Here is a 15,446-nt window from a genome sequence, read left to right on the forward strand (position 1 = left end):
GTTGACAATTTCATAGACAAAACTATACTTATATTGACAAAAATCAATATATATTTTAGGAAAAAATCAACTACTTGATATATAATACGGTGATATCAAGTATTGAATTGAGACTATTGCCGACGCGAAAACCAAGCAATGATGGTGGTAGTCTTTTTCAGAAACTTAATTGGAACACAATCGCGTCTGGCTAAGGCGTGAAAGTCTACTGAGGGATAACTGCTCCCATGCTCCCGTTGAAGTAGAAAGTAAAGTCTAGTTTTGTCTAGGTTTTATATAGCAGAAGGAAGAACGATAGCAGCTATAGCAACCGCCAAGGTTGTTAGGACATGGCAAAAGCCTAAAACCCAGTCACCGTAGGGGCGGGTATGGCTACGCCACGCAAGCTACATAGATATCATTCAATATCAACGAGGATATGAGTAAACCCGCCCCTACTTTTGACTTTTGACTTTTGACTTTTGACTTTTGCTATAGTTCTCCCCACCTCCCCACTTCATCTCCCTCGGCTGGTTTCTAACATCAACTTTGAATCCCAAGTGTAGTAGCCAATTTTTTCAGGGACTCTAGAAAATCGCCCGGTGCGATAGCCTCGTGATAGTTCATTTAGCACCTTGGTTTTCACCTCTCGAACTTCCTGCTCATCTAGTTCTCCATAAAGACCGGTGATGATTTGAGCAACACTGAAAATTCTCCCCGAATGTTTTTCTAAGAAATCAGAAAGAGCATCTATTAAAAATAAACCCTCAAATTCTGCAAGCATGGGGACGACATTTGTCTGGGAGATTGTCTGCGGTTTCTTCTGTTTGTATTTCCCGGCTTGAGAGTAACCTTTGGTTTTGTTGGAGGTGACTAAACTTAAATTCAGAGTGTAACAACCAGGTTCGTCAGGAATACCTGACCAAACACGCCTTTCTCGACCTTGTGTCAGTGAGGATTGGACTCTACCTTTGACGACTTTGAAGATGGCTGGCTCTAATTCTCCATAAAGCGATCGCACAATAAAATCGATATGACAAACAGTACCAAGATGTTCGCGCAGAAGACTCTTGATAGCTTCCATGCGACTTTCATGTTGATACTCAGGTAGCATGGGAATATCTGGCACTTTGATTGATTGATCTTGAGCGTCAGTTGATGTTGACGACTCTGGAATCTCTGTAGTTGTCGCAGCGAAATTATCTATATCCAAGTTGTCTGATTCTGGAAACTCAGACTGGGTAGAATCAAGAGTTTCATCAGCTACGGATAATAATGAATCTTCTTGATATGAAGCGGAAACCTGTGGAAGCATCTTAAACTTTGCCAGATTACCGTTAGTATCTGACGAAGAAGAGCCGTTAGACAATAAAGCATCTACATGATCGAGTTGCGATCGCGCCTGTCTGTATAAGCTTTCATACTCTTTGACGAGGCTAGCATAGTAGTCTCGTAACTCTAACAGTGGAGAGATAAAAGCTTCAGGGGGTTCCAATGGTAATAGATTATTCATCAAACTTAAAATCATCCTAAATCGATATCACTTTTGTAAGTCATGGCTCTAGGTTTTGCCTTTTGAGATGACTGATGAGATTTCTTTGGGGCTTGCGGTGGTCGGCATTGCTCGCAATATAATGGACGAGGCCCAAAAGTTTCGCGTTGTGTAGTTTGGTCGCATTGCTTACAGACAAAATGGAAAACACGAGTATGAATCTGTCTTTTATGCGCCCGGACAGTATATTCCCTAACATGAATGTATTTACTAGTCATAATCGGTGAAGAGTGAATTTGTTTCTATCAATATAGCTATTCAAGCAAATGAAATGTGATCCGTGTATGTTCAATTGTAAGTTTTATTCAAATCACTGATTTTGGCTCAGAGTAACTTGGAGTAACCAATAGGCGATCTTTTTGAGATACATATAGTTAATTATCACCATTCAAGTGTCTATTGCTTCTATACCTCTGGGGTACTAAATATAGAAATTAGACAGATTTTCGGGAAAATTTATGACAAATTGGCTGGAGTGTTCATATTGCACTTAAGATTATGGGTTTTTATGCTATTTGTGAAAATGCCATAGACATCTGGTGATCAAGAATGTAGAGACGTTGTATGCAACGTCTCTACAAAGGTTCACCCAAGACAGATATTTGATTTTTAGATTATATTGTCTCATAGCCAAATGTCTCTCCCATCATAGCACCAGGAGAGACAGCCGCTTTGTGTTGCAGCTCAGGCTGATCAATTACCACAACTTCTCCCATTTGGGGTTTTTCTTTAGCTGTGTCAGGTATGACTATTCCACCAGGGGTTTTGACTTCAGATTCACTGATTTTAATAATGTTCACAAATCAGCATATCTGTGCTATGTATGCTAACGCCTAACTGCATCTCTTTGGTTAAAGATATAGCTCCCACCTACAGGAATTATTCGACCACAGATAAACACAGATAATATAGTCCCTAGTAGACTAGTACAAGACGGCGTAAATAAACAGACCATTCAAAATCCCTGAAAAGCCCATTTTATAAGCTTTTTGACTTTTGACTTTTGACTTTTGACTTCCGCCTTGCGGTACTAGGACAGGCTGTATACTTTTACCAGACAACATAAAAATGATTTTATAATCTACCTTGAGAAATATTTTAGGATGAAGTTTGGCTTTAATTTAGACACTTTGCTGTCGGTTTATACTTGATGCAAAGTGTCTTTTTGATCGTCAATGGGTAAAACGCGATCAAATTGAGTCTTTAGAAGTTTCTCTGGCTCAACAAAAAGAATTCGGTGAGTTAAAACTGCGCTTGTTTGCGATGATTTTTCATGAATTTCGCACACCTTTGAGTATTATTTTGCTGTCGTCTCAATTGTTAAGTGAAACTCTGAAGGAAGTGGTAGATGAGCAGCCGGTAAAAAATCTCTACCGGATTCAGTCTTCAGCTAAATTAATGAATCATTGCCTAGTGTGATTAAACGAAATTTGAAGATTTCTATATCTAAGGGCAGAATTGCAGAACTAGAAAATGAATCGAATAACCATCTAGAGACAATCACCCATCAACGCCAAAGAATTGAAAATCTGGAAAGGCATTTAAGTTTAAAGGATAATCCCTGAATATTTGAGAAATTTCGATTTTATATGGAGGGATGTGTTTCACGCAGAGGCGCAGAGGCGCGGAGAGGAAGAGTTGGAGAGATTTGCTTTTTGATTTTCATCGCTTGTTTTTGTCGCTTCGTTGAGGAGGAAGGGTAATAAAGCACCACTTCCGATGACAGCAGTATCTATCATACTAATGGGGGTAATTTTTAACATGTTCCTCAGTGGGGGGATGGCTACAGCTAATAGTTGAATGGCAAAAGAAGCTATAATGGCAGTATTTAAGTAAGGATTATTGGGTAGTTTATCTTGACTAAATATGCTGTGATTTTCAGAACGACAGCTAATTGTATGTAGTAATTGTGCCGTTATTAGGGTCATACAAGCAACTGTGCTGGCGCGCGCCCCAATGCCATATTTGAGGAGGGCATAGCTGTATGCTGCTAAGGTACTGACAGAAATTGTGGCTGATTCAAACATAATTCTACCAAAGTCAGAATCTTTGATGATGGGTTCATCAGGATTGCGGGGTGGTTGACTCAATACGTCAGGTTCTGGTGCTTCCATTGCTAGGGATAAACCAGGGAAAATATCAGTGACTAAATTTAGCCACAGCAGTTGAATTGCATTTAAGGGTTCGCCTAAACCAGCAGCTGTAGCGGTTGTCATTACCATGATTTCGCTGAGGTTGGTAGACAGGAGGAAATGCACAGATTTTCTAATATTGTTATAGATAGTCCGCCCCCGACTGACTGCAATGATCATGGTTTCTAGTCGGTCATCTTCGAGGACTATATCTGCAACTTCACGGGCTACATCGGTTCCGCCTTTACCCATCGCAACGCCCACTTGTGCCGCCTTCAGTGCCGGTGCATCATTGATTCCGTCCCCGGTCATGGCCACGACTTTTCCGGCTGCTTGCAAAGCCTGGACGATTTGCAGTTTATTACTAGGACTGATGCGGGCAAAAACGTTAACTTTGTCGCTGACTGTTGTTAGTGCCTCTGGTGTGAGATGATCAAGGTTAGTAGCATCGAGAATTTCTAGTTGGTTATTTCGACTCAATTCTAATTCTTGCGCGATCGCATAAGCAGTTGAACTTTGATCGCCGGTCATCATCACTGTATCAATTCCAGCTTGATGAAACTCCCCAATCAATTTTTTCGCCCCCACTCTAATTGGATCTGTCATCGCTACCAAACCCAGCCAGGTGAGGTTTGTTTCATGATTATTGCCGTTGTGATCATGATGAATATGGCTGTAGGCTACTCCTAAGACTCGCAGTGCTTTTCCCGCCAAACGGTCATTTTCTATTGCGATCGCCCGCTTGTCTTCTGCTGTTAAAGGCAATATTTCTCCATTTTTCATCCCCCATTGACATATTTCAATCATTTCGGCGGGATTACCTTTAACTGCAATCAATTTGTGGTGATTATTAGTCTCATGAATTGTACTCATGAGGTTACGGTTTTCGGTTCGCAGGTTGGTTTCTATCAGTGCATACTTTTGTCTGAGTTGTATAACATCCACCCCAGCACTAATTGCCAAATTAATCAAAGCATTTTCCGTGGGCGAACCTGTAACCACATACTCACCATTCTCCTGTTGACTGACTTCACTTTCATTGCAGAGAACCGATATATGCATCAGCTTTAACAGTTCATCGTTAGTATAGGGATTAATATTTTCTGAACCCACGGTAATTTGTTGAGTAGTTGTCCGGATTTCCACCACTAACATTTTATTTTCGGTAATTGTCCCGGTTTTATCCAAACAAATTGTCTGCACAGAACCCAAAGCTTCCACCGCACTGAGACTGCGAACCAGGACATTATTTTTCCTCATTGCACGGATACCTAAAGCGAGGGTAGTGGTTGCAATTGTGGGTAAACCTTCGGGAACCGCAGCTACTGCGAGGGATATAGATGATTGCATCATTGTCACTAAACCATATCCCCGCAGCACTCCCAAACCAAAGACAAAACTGCAAATTCCCATACCGACTAAAACCAGTTGACTTCCCACCTGATCTAGTTGTCTTTCTAAGGGAGTTTCTGTAGAAATCGCCTCATTCACAAGTTGTTGGATTTTGCCCATTTCTGTAAATTTACCTGTGGCGACAACCGCAGCCAATCCTTCACCGCTAGTAACAAAAGTCCCTTTATAAACCATGTTCAAACGGTTAGCTAAGGGGATATTTTCATCAGACGCAGGCGCAGTAGTTTTTGTAGTCCGAATACTTTCGCCAGTCAAAGCAGATTCGTCTACACTCAAGTTATCCGCTTCGATGAGTCGGGCATCTGCTGCTATATAAATACCAGGTTTGAGAAATAAAATGTCTCCTACAACCACATTTTCTGTAGGAATTTCCACCTGCTGATTTTCTCTAATTACCCAAGTTAATATTTGTTCCCGATTTTGGAGAGATTGAATAATTTTGGCTGATTGGCTTTCTGTGATGTATCCAATCACCGCATTTAAACCAACAACACCCATAATTACCACAGCATCGACCACGCCGCCAGTAATAATGGCAATTCCCGCCGCCGCTCCCAGTAAAGCCACTGGCAGAGATCTAAACTGATCAATTAAAATATTTACAGGGGAACGGGTTGGTATTGTCGATAAAATATTAGAACCGTATTTAGTCAGATTTATTGTGGCAGACTCACTAGATAATCCTGATGTTTTGGAAGTATTTAATATATCTATAACTGTATCTGCTGTGATTGAATGCCAATTTTCTATTTTTTGGTCTTGGGCATTGTTAACAGCTAACTTCTGTTTTTTTAAAGATTTTGATACTTTTTCTGTTGGAGATAAATTAGGAAATTTCTGATAATCTTTTACAGCTTTGTCAATGAGTAAGCCGATGTCATGCCAGCTATTTTCAGCTTGAAAACAGACGAGAATATTGCTTGTTAATGAATTAGCCGAAACATACAATATTTCTGGGTAATTTGCAAGCGATCGCTCCAAATATCTGGCTAAAGATGGTGAACGATAAAGTTGATTAACTTTGTATCTAGCTCTCCCTTTAACTCTCTTGTGTATAGCTTGAATCACAGCAAGTTTTGCTCCTGTAGCGCCCCTAATAACTAATCAGATTCTAATTTCTATGCTCGATCATTATTATAGTTGCCAAAAGCAAGCTAATGAATAAGTCTACCATTAAGACTTGCAAAGATCCAAAAAATAAAGGTAATATACCTCTATTATACTTCCCTAATCTTTTGGTAAGTTAACTAACTTAATTTCGTCTTTATCGTTAAGTTTTACGAAGCTATCAAAAGCAAACCATGCTAATATATACCAAGGAATTTCTTCAAGTTTTAGACCCTGTTTCAACAATTGTCGGATAGCAAGTATACTCAAAGCTAGAGGGACTAGCAACCTTAAATCCACAACACCGTTCGTCATTCTATCAACATCGGCATTGAGGTCAGACATGACATTGACAAAATCCTCAGCCACAGATGATCTACCATCTGTCAGATAGTCTTGGGTATTTACTTCTGCTGCCCTATTTTCAAATCTCTCCATTGCTTCGTTAACGACTTCCTGACATCTTTGAGATAAAGCCATACCTTCTTTGATGGTATTCCTGATTACAGGTTGTTTAACAGCTTCAGCAACAGGAATAATGAGCGGAGAGAAAATTATTGTCGTGAGACTATCGACAATTTCAGGTACATTAACTTTTTGCCAGTCGAAGGTAGATGTCATCTGCAAATTTTCTCCGAAAGTAGGGCCTTTGTATATCAAGATTGATTAAATTTACCTTTATTTACATCAGCCTAAAGTTGCAAAATCAGATCCTATGGAATTTCTCCGAGGCAAAAAAACAGTAATTTTCCCCACCTGGCGATAAAATAAATTTTACTATGCTACCTGCGTGATTTACGCCAACCATTTGCGATCGCCTCTGACTCTGTACAAAACCACCTTTCTCCAACGGCTGGATTGATAACTGTGGATTCATAATATTTCATACCCGGAAGGTGATAAATCTTACTACCTGTTTTCATAGAGATATTGCCCTTGATAGTGCATTTTGGTGTTTTGATGGATGCAATCACAGAGGCAGAAGAACGAGGACTAGACTTCATTGTCAAAAGCGCCAATACAACCACAATCCCCATAATAAAAACAGTTGACCCTAGACTTTTATTGATGACAGGTTCCATAAAATAACCTCATAAGAATTTCAGCGAATTTATTTTCAACCTGTAATACATCTAATCATATATATTTTACCTCTAGAGGTATACATGAAAGAAAGAAATTTCATATAACTCCACCTCTAGAGTCACGTAATTAATCATAAACATCGTTAATAATAAGAACAACTTAGAGCAATTATCCAAAATCAAGCAACAGATTTTAAAATTCACTGCTTATTAGTCTAGAAAAGTTAGATACATAAAAGAGTCATGACAACTTCTACAGACCGAGGTCAACAAATCCAAAAACTGCGTGAACTGATTGCAGACATTAGTTGTGGGATGTTAACCACAATTGATCAAAATGGCCGTTTGCACAGTTGTCCCATGTACAAAAGTGGTGACATTAACTCCGAAGGCGCAATTTGGTTCTTTACCTCCGCCAATACTCAGAAAGCGGATGATATTAAACGCAATCAGCAAGTAAACGTTAGTTTCACCTCACCTGATAAACAGAGATATGTTTCTGTTTCAGGTACAGCAGAACTCGTTAAAGACCGTAACAAAATGCAAGAACAATGGCAGCCAGAACTTCAAACTTGGCTACCCAAAGGACTAGACGAACCCGACTTGGTTTTACTCAAAGTGAATATTCACAAAGTTGATTATTGGGATAGTCCATCCAGCATTCACCCCCAAACCATTGGAGTTAATTCCAGATAAATCTATATTCACAATATCAAACTGCTTAACTTTTTTTGAATTTTGAATTGATTTGAAATCCTCCCCACACTATGACCTACTGTATACACAAGTCTAAAAACCTTTCATTTAGGTAGGGTGTGTTATGGACTTTAGTCCTAACGCACCGATATTTTAAGATGGTGCGTTGCGCTACGCGACAACACACCCTACAAAAAAAGGATTGGGAATAAACGCATAGGGGATTCAAACATTCACAGGAGCTTCCCTGCTATAGCGTCCCATCAGTTCTACAGCCTCTAAAACGTGACCTTTCATAGCTGCCAGTACCTCAGTTTTACTCGCCCTTGGTGGCAACCCTAATAATTGATCAAGAGCGTAGAGTTTAAAAAAGTAGCGATGGGTTCCATCAGGTGGACAGGGGCCACCATAACCCAACTCACCAAAATCATTTACCCCTTGCACACCGCCATGAGGTAAATGAGGTTCTTTTGTAATCCCTTCTGGTAGGTGGCGCAGATTTGCAGGTAAATCGTAAATTACCCAGTGCGTGAAAGTTTCCTTGGGGGCATCTGGATCTTCCATTACCAATGTAAAACTTACAGTACCTGCGGGTGGGCTATCCCAAGCTAGGGGAGGGGCAATATTTTCGCCATCGCAGGTGTATTTGAAGGGAATTGTACTGCCGATGAAAAAAGCTAGGCTTTGAAGTTCCATAAGCGATGAATAATTCAGTTTTTTTGGTTTAGTTGGGTTGCACCTTGGGGATGAGGATTTTCTATGTGTTGGTTTAAACTTTGAGCCATCTCCACGGCGACAAGAATTAATTGCTGTTCCATGCGTCCACTGCTACCTTCATCGCTGACTTTTGGGTAAATATGGGGGTTGGATAGCATGGCGGCTAATAGTTGCGATGCCGTTTGTTTGAGTTCATTAACTTGTGAGTTCACAGGCTTATTCCCTCCACTCTAATGGTGGTTCAATTAAGGTCTGCTCAGACTTACCTGCGCGAACACCTGGCTTATCAACAATCTTGACGGTGCTAGCTTGGGGGCCTTCTTCACCCATTTCTAGGGCAAAATGCACAGCTGTACCAATTTCTAAGCGTTCAAAGTCATGATGTAACACGCTATTACGGTGGAAGTAGATTTCTCGACCTTCTAAAGTTCTTAAGAAGCCATAGCCCCTATCTTTAAATAGTTTGGTGACAAGTGCCGTTGTTTCTTCGGCTTGTTCTTGATTTTGAGGGCGCTGGCTTTCGTGTTGTCGTTGGTTGAGTTTAACTAGTTGCTGACGAGCCGCATTAAAAGCGTCCCGAATCACTGCATCTAAAGGGTCGTATTGATTACTCTCTGCGGGATTTCTTTCTGCTACGAGTTCGTGACCGGGGGGTACAGTCATATCAATCCGCACACGGTAAGGTGAACCACTACGGGGGCGATCATGTATCTTTTCAATGGATATATGGCAGCTACTTATGCGATCGCAAACATTCTCTAGTTTGGCGATTTTTTCATGCACTAGGTTATCAATCGCATTTGTTTTCTCGACATTGCGATAAGTAATTTCTGGTGGTACTTTCATATTTTTGTGATATTCCAAATAGGCTATTGGCAAAAATCAATCTTGATATTCCCAAAGGCCAAAGCTTGTTTAGGTAAGAGTTAATGGTTCATGGCTGGTTTGGGCTTTTGCTAGCAGCTCACGAACTTGATCATCTGTCGTTTGGGGAAAGTCTTCGTACCATAAACCCACACTATAAAAGGGGTCGGGTGTGGCAGCGCAGACAATTTCATCCACTGCAACTTGTAACTCTTGGCAAGTGGCGCTAGCAGCCACGGGTACACCAATGACAATTTTCGCGGGGTTTTGTCGCCGCACAGATGCTACCGCCGCCCACATGGTTGCGCCTGTAGCTAAACCATCATCTACTAAGATGACTATGCGTCCTTCTAAATCGGGGAATGGGCGATCGCCTCGATAAAGAAGTTCGCGACGTTCTAATTCTCGTTCTTCTTGTGCTGCTACTCTGGCAATTGTGTCCTCGGAGATGTTCCCCAAGTTGGTAATATGTTCATTAATAATCCGGACTCCGCCAGATGCGATCGCACCCATTGCCAATTCTTCTTGCTCAGGTACACCCAATTTACGCACCACAAGCACATCTAAAGGAGCATTTAAGGCTTTTGCCACTTCATAGGCGATGGGTACACCACCCCTGGGTAGAGCTAATACGATCACATCTGAACGATTAGTATAATCTGCTAATTCCCCGGCTAAAATTTGACCTGCTATTGTGCGATTTTTGAATAGCATGGTATCACTCTCCTGGTATTTGTCTCAAAAATGAGGTTTTAGATATTAACGGGTATTTTTCCTCTAGATTTATTTGCGCGCTCAACTGGTGATGGTTACTAATACCAGTCACTAAGTTCTGCTACTGCTTCTAAATTGATCATAGAAAGCAATACGTTGCATAACCTCTGACTAACGAGGCGACATGATCAATCTATCTATCTATCTAATGGAGGAAAAGGGGCAGGGGGGAGGGTGCAGGGAGTCAATATTAGTTAATAATATAGGACTACTATTTGATTATTGAACAAACACGTAGGGTGTGTTAGCGGTAGCGTAACGCACCAAACCCTTAATAATGGTGCGTTACGGATTTCATCCTAACGCACCCTACAATACTTATTTTTTTCATAAATCAAATATGATTCCTATAGTTAGCAAATATTTAGCTACGGTGTGGGGATTTAATAAAATATAGAACCTCACCCCCAGCCCCTCTCCTTGCTAAGGAGAGGGGAGGCTTTGATGCAAGTTAAAAACGGGGTGAGGTTAAAAACCAGATTTGCAGGTTATTTAATTGAGGGTTTTGTCTGGGAAATGGGGAGTGAGGAAATTTGCGATTCTCTACTCCTAACTCCCATGATTCTACGGACGCTCTTCAATTACACGGTCGATTAAACCGTATTCTTTGGCTTCAGCAGCAGACATGAAAAAGTCACGATCCATATCTTTTTCAATCTTAGATATGTCCTGACCAGTTTTCTCAGCATAAATACCGTTTAGCTGGTGACGAATCCGCAGAATTTCTCTGGCTTCAATTTCGATATCGCTGGCTTGTCCACGAGTACCGCCGGAAGGCTGGTGAATCATAATCCGAGAATGAGGTAATGCCATGCGTTTACCCTTGGTGCCGGCTGCTAACAGGAATGAACCCATTGAGGCGGCTAAACCTACACAAATTGTCACCACATCTGATTTGATGTGTTGCATGGTGTCAAAAATTGCCATGCCGGATGTCACCATCCCACCGGGAGAATTTATGTATAAATAAATATCCTTACCTGGATCATCTGAATCCAGATACAGCATGACAGCGATAATTTGGTTAGCAATTTCATCATCAACATCTCGTCCCAGGAAAATAATTCGTTCCCGGTAAAGGCGATCGTAAATACTAATCCAATCTGTATATTGTCCTCCGGGCATCCGGTAAGGAACTTTAGGAACACCTATAGGCATCTTCGTTACTCCGCTTGTAATTTAGTCATTAGTCATTGGTCATTGGTCATTAGTCATTAGTCATTAGTCATTGGTGAATTTCCCAAAGCATAATGACTATCCACTGTATTTAGAGAACACTGGCAGGTAATGGGGGATTGGCGAGTTCTTCTTTCTCAAAAACTCGGTCAATTAAACCGTAGTCCCTGGCTTCATAAGGAGTCATGTATAACAGACGATCCATGTCCTTGGTAATTTTTTCGGGTGCTTGTCCTGTGGTGTGACCCAGAATATCAACTAAGGAAGCTTTGTTGATCAGAACTTCCCTAGCCCGAATTTGAATATCCGTTGCTTGACCTTGGGCGTAGCTCTTGGGTTGATGCAGGATAATAGAGGAGTGGGGTAAGCTGGCGCGACAACCTTTTGTACCAGCACTGAGTAGCATCGCGGCCATACCCATTGCCGAACCAATACAAATGGTGTGGATGGGAGGCTTGATGTATTTCATGGTGTCATAGATGGCGAAGGCTTCGGTTTCAAAGCCAATGGGTTCGCCACTGTAGCCGGAAGTCCCCGTTGAGTTGATGTAGATTTTAATGGGCTTTTCGGGGTCGTCGGACTGTAAATAAAGCAATTCGGCGATAATTAATTCCGTAACCGCCGGCACTAATGGCATTCCCAGATATACAATTCTTTCCTTCATTAATAAGGAAGGTAAATCTGGCGGCGGTGTCCGGTAAAAACTATCACCTTGATAAGGGGCTTGCACAGCCTTGATGGGGGAATTGTCCATAGCAACTGAATCGCCTGAAACTATGCCGTTAACTGTAATACATCCTAACGCGATGCTAACCTACATCAAGTGTGGATTTCTCGCTAATTAGTCATTGGTCATTAGTCATTGGTCATTGGTCATTAGTCATTGGTCATTGGTCATTGGTCATCTTCCCCCCCCTGCACCCTGCACCCTGCACCCCTGCCTCTTTCCCCCCTGCACCCTGCACCCCTGCCTCTTCCCCCCCCTGCACCCTGCACCCTGCCCCCCTGCCTCTTTCCCCCCTGCACCCTGCACCCTGCCCCCCTGACTCTTCTCCCCCACTCCTAATTTTTCCGTAGTGCTGATGTGGCGTTTTGAAGTTATTTATATAAATATGCTAAATAGGAATTTTGGGTTATGAAGGTCAATTTGCAGCCTACCTTGAATGATGGTAATTTGGACGCGCATCAACCGAGTAGTCAACGTCAGTTGGCTGTTTCGATTTCGGCGATCGCAGAAATTCAAGACCGCAATATTCCGCTAAATCTCTGCTTAATTCTCGATCATAGTGGTTCGATGCACGGGCTACCCCTAGAAACTGTCAAGCAAGCCGCTATTGGTTTGGTTGATAAACTCAAGCCGGGCGATCGCCTGAGTGTTGTCGCTTTTGACCACCGTGCCACAGTTTTAGTCCCTAATCAAACGATTACCAACCCAGGACAGATTAAAAAACAAATTAACAGCCTCACCGCCGATGGTGGAACAGCCATTGATGAAGGTTTACGTTTGGGAATTGAGGAATTAGCCAAGGGCAAAAAAGAAACTGTTTCTCAAGCCTTTTTATTAACTGATGGCGAAAATGAACACGGTGATAATCAACGCTGTTTGAAATTTGCTCAACTGGCGACTGGCTATAATTTGACTTTGAACACATTAGGATTTGGTGACAAATGGAATCAGGATGTTTTAGAAAAAATCGCTGATGCTGGCTTAGGTAGCCTCTCCCACATTCAAAAACCAGAACAAGCCGCAGATGAGTTTAACCGCCTGTTCAGCCGAGTGCAAACGGTGGGATTAACCAATGCTTATTTACTCATTTCCCTAAAACCTCATATCCGGCTAGCGGAACTCAAACCCATAGCCCAAGTAGCCCCAGACACCATTGAGTTACCCATACAGCAAGAAGCAGATGGACGCTTTGCTGTGCGCTTGGGAGATTTAATGAAAGATGCAGAACGGGTGATATTAGCTAATATTTATCTGGGACAGTTACCAGAAGGTAAACAGGCGATCGCTCAAGTCCAAGTCCGCTACGATGACCCGGCTCAAAATAAAATGGGTTTATTAACAGATAATATCCCAGTGTATGCCAATGTGACTGGGGTTTACCAACCACAGATAGATTCTCGTGTGCAGAAGTCTATTTTGGCCTTAGCCAAATACCGCCAAACCCAGTTAGCTGAGACGAAATTACAACAAGGCGATCGCGCGGGTGCAGCTACTATGCTACAAACTGCGGCGAAAACTGCTTTGCAAATGGGAGATCAAGGTGCGGCGACAGTGTTACAAACTTCAGCTACACAACTTCAATCTGGTGGTGAATTATCAGAGAGCGATCGCAAGAAAACCAGAATTGTCTCAAAAACCGTGTTGCAAGATACTCCTCACCAATGAAAGTTCAATTGCTCTGTGCCTTAAATGATACTAATGTTGATGCGGCTCAATCGAGCAACCAACGTCAACTATCTATTTCAATTTCTGCGATCGCCGATGAACTTGCCCAGCATTTACCACTCAACTTATGCTTAATTCTAGATAAAAGTGGTTCCATGCATGGTCAACCCATCGCCACAGTAATTCAGGCCGTAGAGCAATTATTAGATCGGCTACAGCCAAGTGATAGCGAAACGCCCACCTCTGGCGACCGCATTTCGGTTGTAGCCTTTGCTGGGGAAGCCCAAGTAATTATCCCCAACCAAACCCTCCAAGACACCGCCAGTATTAAAGCCCAGATTCACAAGAAACTCAAAGCTAGCGGCGGTACAGCAATTGCCGAAGGTTTACAACTGGGAATCACAGAACTGATGAAAGGGACAAAAGGAGCAGTTTCCCAAGCATTTCTGCTCACAGATGGTCATGGTGAAAGCAGTTTAAAGATTTGGAAATTTGAAATTGGCAAAGATGACAATAAGCGCTGTCTAGAATTTGCCCACAAAGCCACAAAAATCAACCTAACTATTAACACCCTTGGTTTTGGTAATGATTGGAACCAGGATTTATTGGAAAAAATTGCTGATGCAGGAGGTGGCACTCTAGCCTACATTGAGCGACCTGAACAAGCATTAGAGCAGTTTCGTCATTTATTGCAGCGCATCCAGTCTGTGAGGCTCACCAATGCCTACCTGTTGCTATCTTTTGTTCCTCATGTCCGCCTCGCAGAATTGAAACCCATAGCCCAAGTTTCCCCAGACACCATTGAATTACCAGTGGAAACAGAAACTCATGGAGGCTTTGCCGTGCGCTTGGGTGATTTAATGCAAGATATGGAAAGGGTGGTTTTGGCGAATATTTATCTGGGACAATTGCCAGAAGGTAAACAAGTCATCGGACATTTACAAATCCGCTACGATGATCCATCTGTAAATCAACAGGGATTAGTTTCACCGATGGTAGCCATATATGCAGATGTGGTCAAACCCTATCGACCAGCACCCAATCCCTCAGTGCAGCAGTCTATTTTGGCATTAGCTAAGTATCGACAAACACAGTTAGCCGAAACGAAATTACAACAAGGCGATCGCTCTGGTGCTGCGACAATGTTACAAACTGCTGCTAACACCGCCTTAAAAATCGGAGATCAAGCCGCAGCCACAGTCTTACAAACCTCCGCCACCCGTCTACAAGCAGGAGAACAACTGTCAGAAGCCGACCTCAAAAAAACTCGCATCGTATCAAAAACAGTTCTACAAGATTCCTAAGTATAGGGTGGGCATACTATGGCTAACGCCACGCTACGCGGTAAGCGCAGCTATGCCGTAGGCTTTACGGCAAGCTCAGTACAAGTCTTGCCTGCCCTTTATAGCTGGTCCGTGGGGAGTGGGGTAAAAGCCTTTCGGTGTCTAACTTTTATGTTCAGTTTATGTCCTAACGTCCTTGGCGCTTGCTATAAATGAAAAATAATCATAAAAGTCAGCGTGGGTAATTGCTGATACATAGCATTTTCGGCGGATGAG

At 42.2% G+C, this 15,446-nt stretch carries 17 protein-coding genes; 5 read left to right on the top strand and 12 right to left on the bottom strand.

Annotated features, from left to right (window positions below):
- Positions 1-496: 496 nt before the first annotated feature.
- From NSP_RS07705 to NSP_RS27585, 3 genes are all read right to left on the bottom strand, one after another.
- Positions 497-1,492, bottom strand: coding sequence for a hypothetical protein (locus NSP_RS07705; RefSeq protein WP_373567427.1), 996 nt, complete (start codon positions 1,490-1,492; stop codon positions 497-499).
- A gap of 11 nt (positions 1,493-1,503) precedes the next feature.
- Positions 1,504-1,749: a hypothetical protein gene (locus tag NSP_RS26760; protein ID WP_071839282.1), complete on the bottom strand. Its 246-nt coding sequence runs from the start codon at positions 1,747-1,749 to the stop codon at positions 1,504-1,506.
- Positions 1,750-2,145: 396 nt separating this feature from the next.
- Positions 2,146-2,331 (bottom strand): hypothetical protein, encoded by a 186-nt coding sequence (locus tag NSP_RS27585; protein WP_006197627.1) that lies wholly within the window; start codon positions 2,329-2,331, stop codon positions 2,146-2,148.
- A gap of 454 nt (positions 2,332-2,785) precedes the next feature.
- On the opposite strand from NSP_RS27585, the gene NSP_RS26770 reads away from it, so the two are divergent.
- Together NSP_RS26770 and NSP_RS27185 are read left to right on the top strand one after the other, a co-directional pair.
- Positions 2,786-2,950 (top strand): histidine kinase dimerization/phospho-acceptor domain-containing protein, encoded by a 165-nt coding sequence (locus NSP_RS26770; RefSeq protein WP_269454117.1) that lies wholly within the window; start codon positions 2,786-2,788, stop codon positions 2,948-2,950.
- Between the two features lie 11 nt (positions 2,951-2,961).
- Positions 2,962-3,096 carry a hypothetical protein gene (locus NSP_RS27185; RefSeq protein WP_269454118.1) on the top strand — a complete coding sequence of 45 codons (135 nt, stop codon included), beginning with the start codon at positions 2,962-2,964 and terminating at the stop codon, positions 3,094-3,096.
- A 39-nt stretch (positions 3,097-3,135) separates the two neighbouring features.
- Here the strand turns inward: NSP_RS27185 and NSP_RS07715 are convergent, their stop codons facing one another.
- The 3 genes from NSP_RS07715 to NSP_RS07725 all read right to left on the bottom strand — a co-directional run bounded on the left by NSP_RS07715 (position 3,136) and on the right by NSP_RS07725 (position 7,265).
- On the bottom strand, positions 3,136-6,144 hold the full coding sequence (locus NSP_RS07715; RefSeq protein ID WP_006197625.1) for a cation-translocating P-type ATPase: 3,009 nt from the start codon (positions 6,142-6,144) through the stop codon (positions 3,136-3,138).
- A gap of 159 nt (positions 6,145-6,303) precedes the next feature.
- Positions 6,304-6,804 (bottom strand): hypothetical protein, encoded by a 501-nt coding sequence (locus tag NSP_RS07720; protein ID WP_006197624.1) that lies wholly within the window; start codon positions 6,802-6,804, stop codon positions 6,304-6,306.
- A gap of 161 nt (positions 6,805-6,965) precedes the next feature.
- The gene (locus tag NSP_RS07725; RefSeq protein WP_006197623.1) at positions 6,966-7,265 is read right to left on the bottom strand and encodes a sunset domain-containing protein; all 300 of its coding nucleotides are present in this window, start codon (positions 7,263-7,265) and stop codon (positions 6,966-6,968) included.
- Between the two features lie 246 nt (positions 7,266-7,511).
- Between NSP_RS07725 and NSP_RS07730 the strand changes: the two genes are divergently transcribed.
- Complete coding sequence (locus NSP_RS07730; protein ID WP_006197622.1) at positions 7,512-7,964, top strand: pyridoxamine 5'-phosphate oxidase family protein; 453 nt, start codon at positions 7,512-7,514, stop codon at positions 7,962-7,964.
- A gap of 225 nt (positions 7,965-8,189) precedes the next feature.
- Here the strand turns inward: NSP_RS07730 and NSP_RS07735 are convergent, their stop codons facing one another.
- From NSP_RS07735 to NSP_RS07760, 6 genes are all read right to left on the bottom strand, one after another.
- Entirely contained in the window at positions 8,190-8,660 is a 471-nt protein-coding gene (locus NSP_RS07735; protein ID WP_006197621.1) for a YbhB/YbcL family Raf kinase inhibitor-like protein, read from the bottom strand.
- Positions 8,661-8,674: 14 nt separating this feature from the next.
- A complete protein-coding gene (locus NSP_RS07740) occupies positions 8,675-8,893 on the bottom strand; it encodes a hypothetical protein (RefSeq protein ID WP_006197620.1) in 219 nt (72 codons plus the stop codon).
- A 4-nt stretch (positions 8,894-8,897) separates the two neighbouring features.
- Entirely contained in the window at positions 8,898-9,527 is a 630-nt protein-coding gene (locus NSP_RS07745; RefSeq protein WP_006197619.1) for an HPF/RaiA family ribosome-associated protein, read from the bottom strand.
- A gap of 69 nt (positions 9,528-9,596) precedes the next feature.
- Positions 9,597-10,259 (bottom strand): phosphoribosyltransferase, encoded by a 663-nt coding sequence (locus NSP_RS07750; protein ID WP_006197618.1) that lies wholly within the window; start codon positions 10,257-10,259, stop codon positions 9,597-9,599.
- Positions 10,260-10,883: 624 nt separating this feature from the next.
- Positions 10,884-11,477, bottom strand: coding sequence for an ATP-dependent Clp protease proteolytic subunit (locus NSP_RS07755; RefSeq protein WP_006197617.1), 594 nt, complete (start codon positions 11,475-11,477; stop codon positions 10,884-10,886).
- A gap of 109 nt (positions 11,478-11,586) precedes the next feature.
- Complete coding sequence (locus NSP_RS07760) at positions 11,587-12,249, bottom strand: ATP-dependent Clp protease proteolytic subunit (RefSeq protein ID WP_006197616.1); 663 nt, start codon at positions 12,247-12,249, stop codon at positions 11,587-11,589.
- A gap of 381 nt (positions 12,250-12,630) precedes the next feature.
- Between NSP_RS07760 and NSP_RS07770 the strand changes: the two genes are divergently transcribed.
- Positions 12,631-13,887 carry a vWA domain-containing protein gene (locus tag NSP_RS07770; protein WP_006197614.1) on the top strand — a complete coding sequence of 419 codons (1,257 nt, stop codon included), beginning with the start codon at positions 12,631-12,633 and terminating at the stop codon, positions 13,885-13,887.
- Entirely contained in the window at positions 13,884-15,191 is a 1,308-nt protein-coding gene (locus tag NSP_RS07775; protein WP_006197613.1) for a vWA domain-containing protein, read from the top strand. The genes NSP_RS07770 and NSP_RS07775 overlap by 4 nt, the downstream gene beginning before the upstream one ends.
- The last annotated feature ends 255 nt before the right edge of the window (positions 15,192-15,446 follow it).

Source organism: Nodularia spumigena CCY9414 (assembly GCF_000340565.2).
Lineage (GTDB): Bacteria > Cyanobacteriota > Cyanobacteriia > Cyanobacteriales > Nostocaceae > Nodularia > Nodularia spumigena.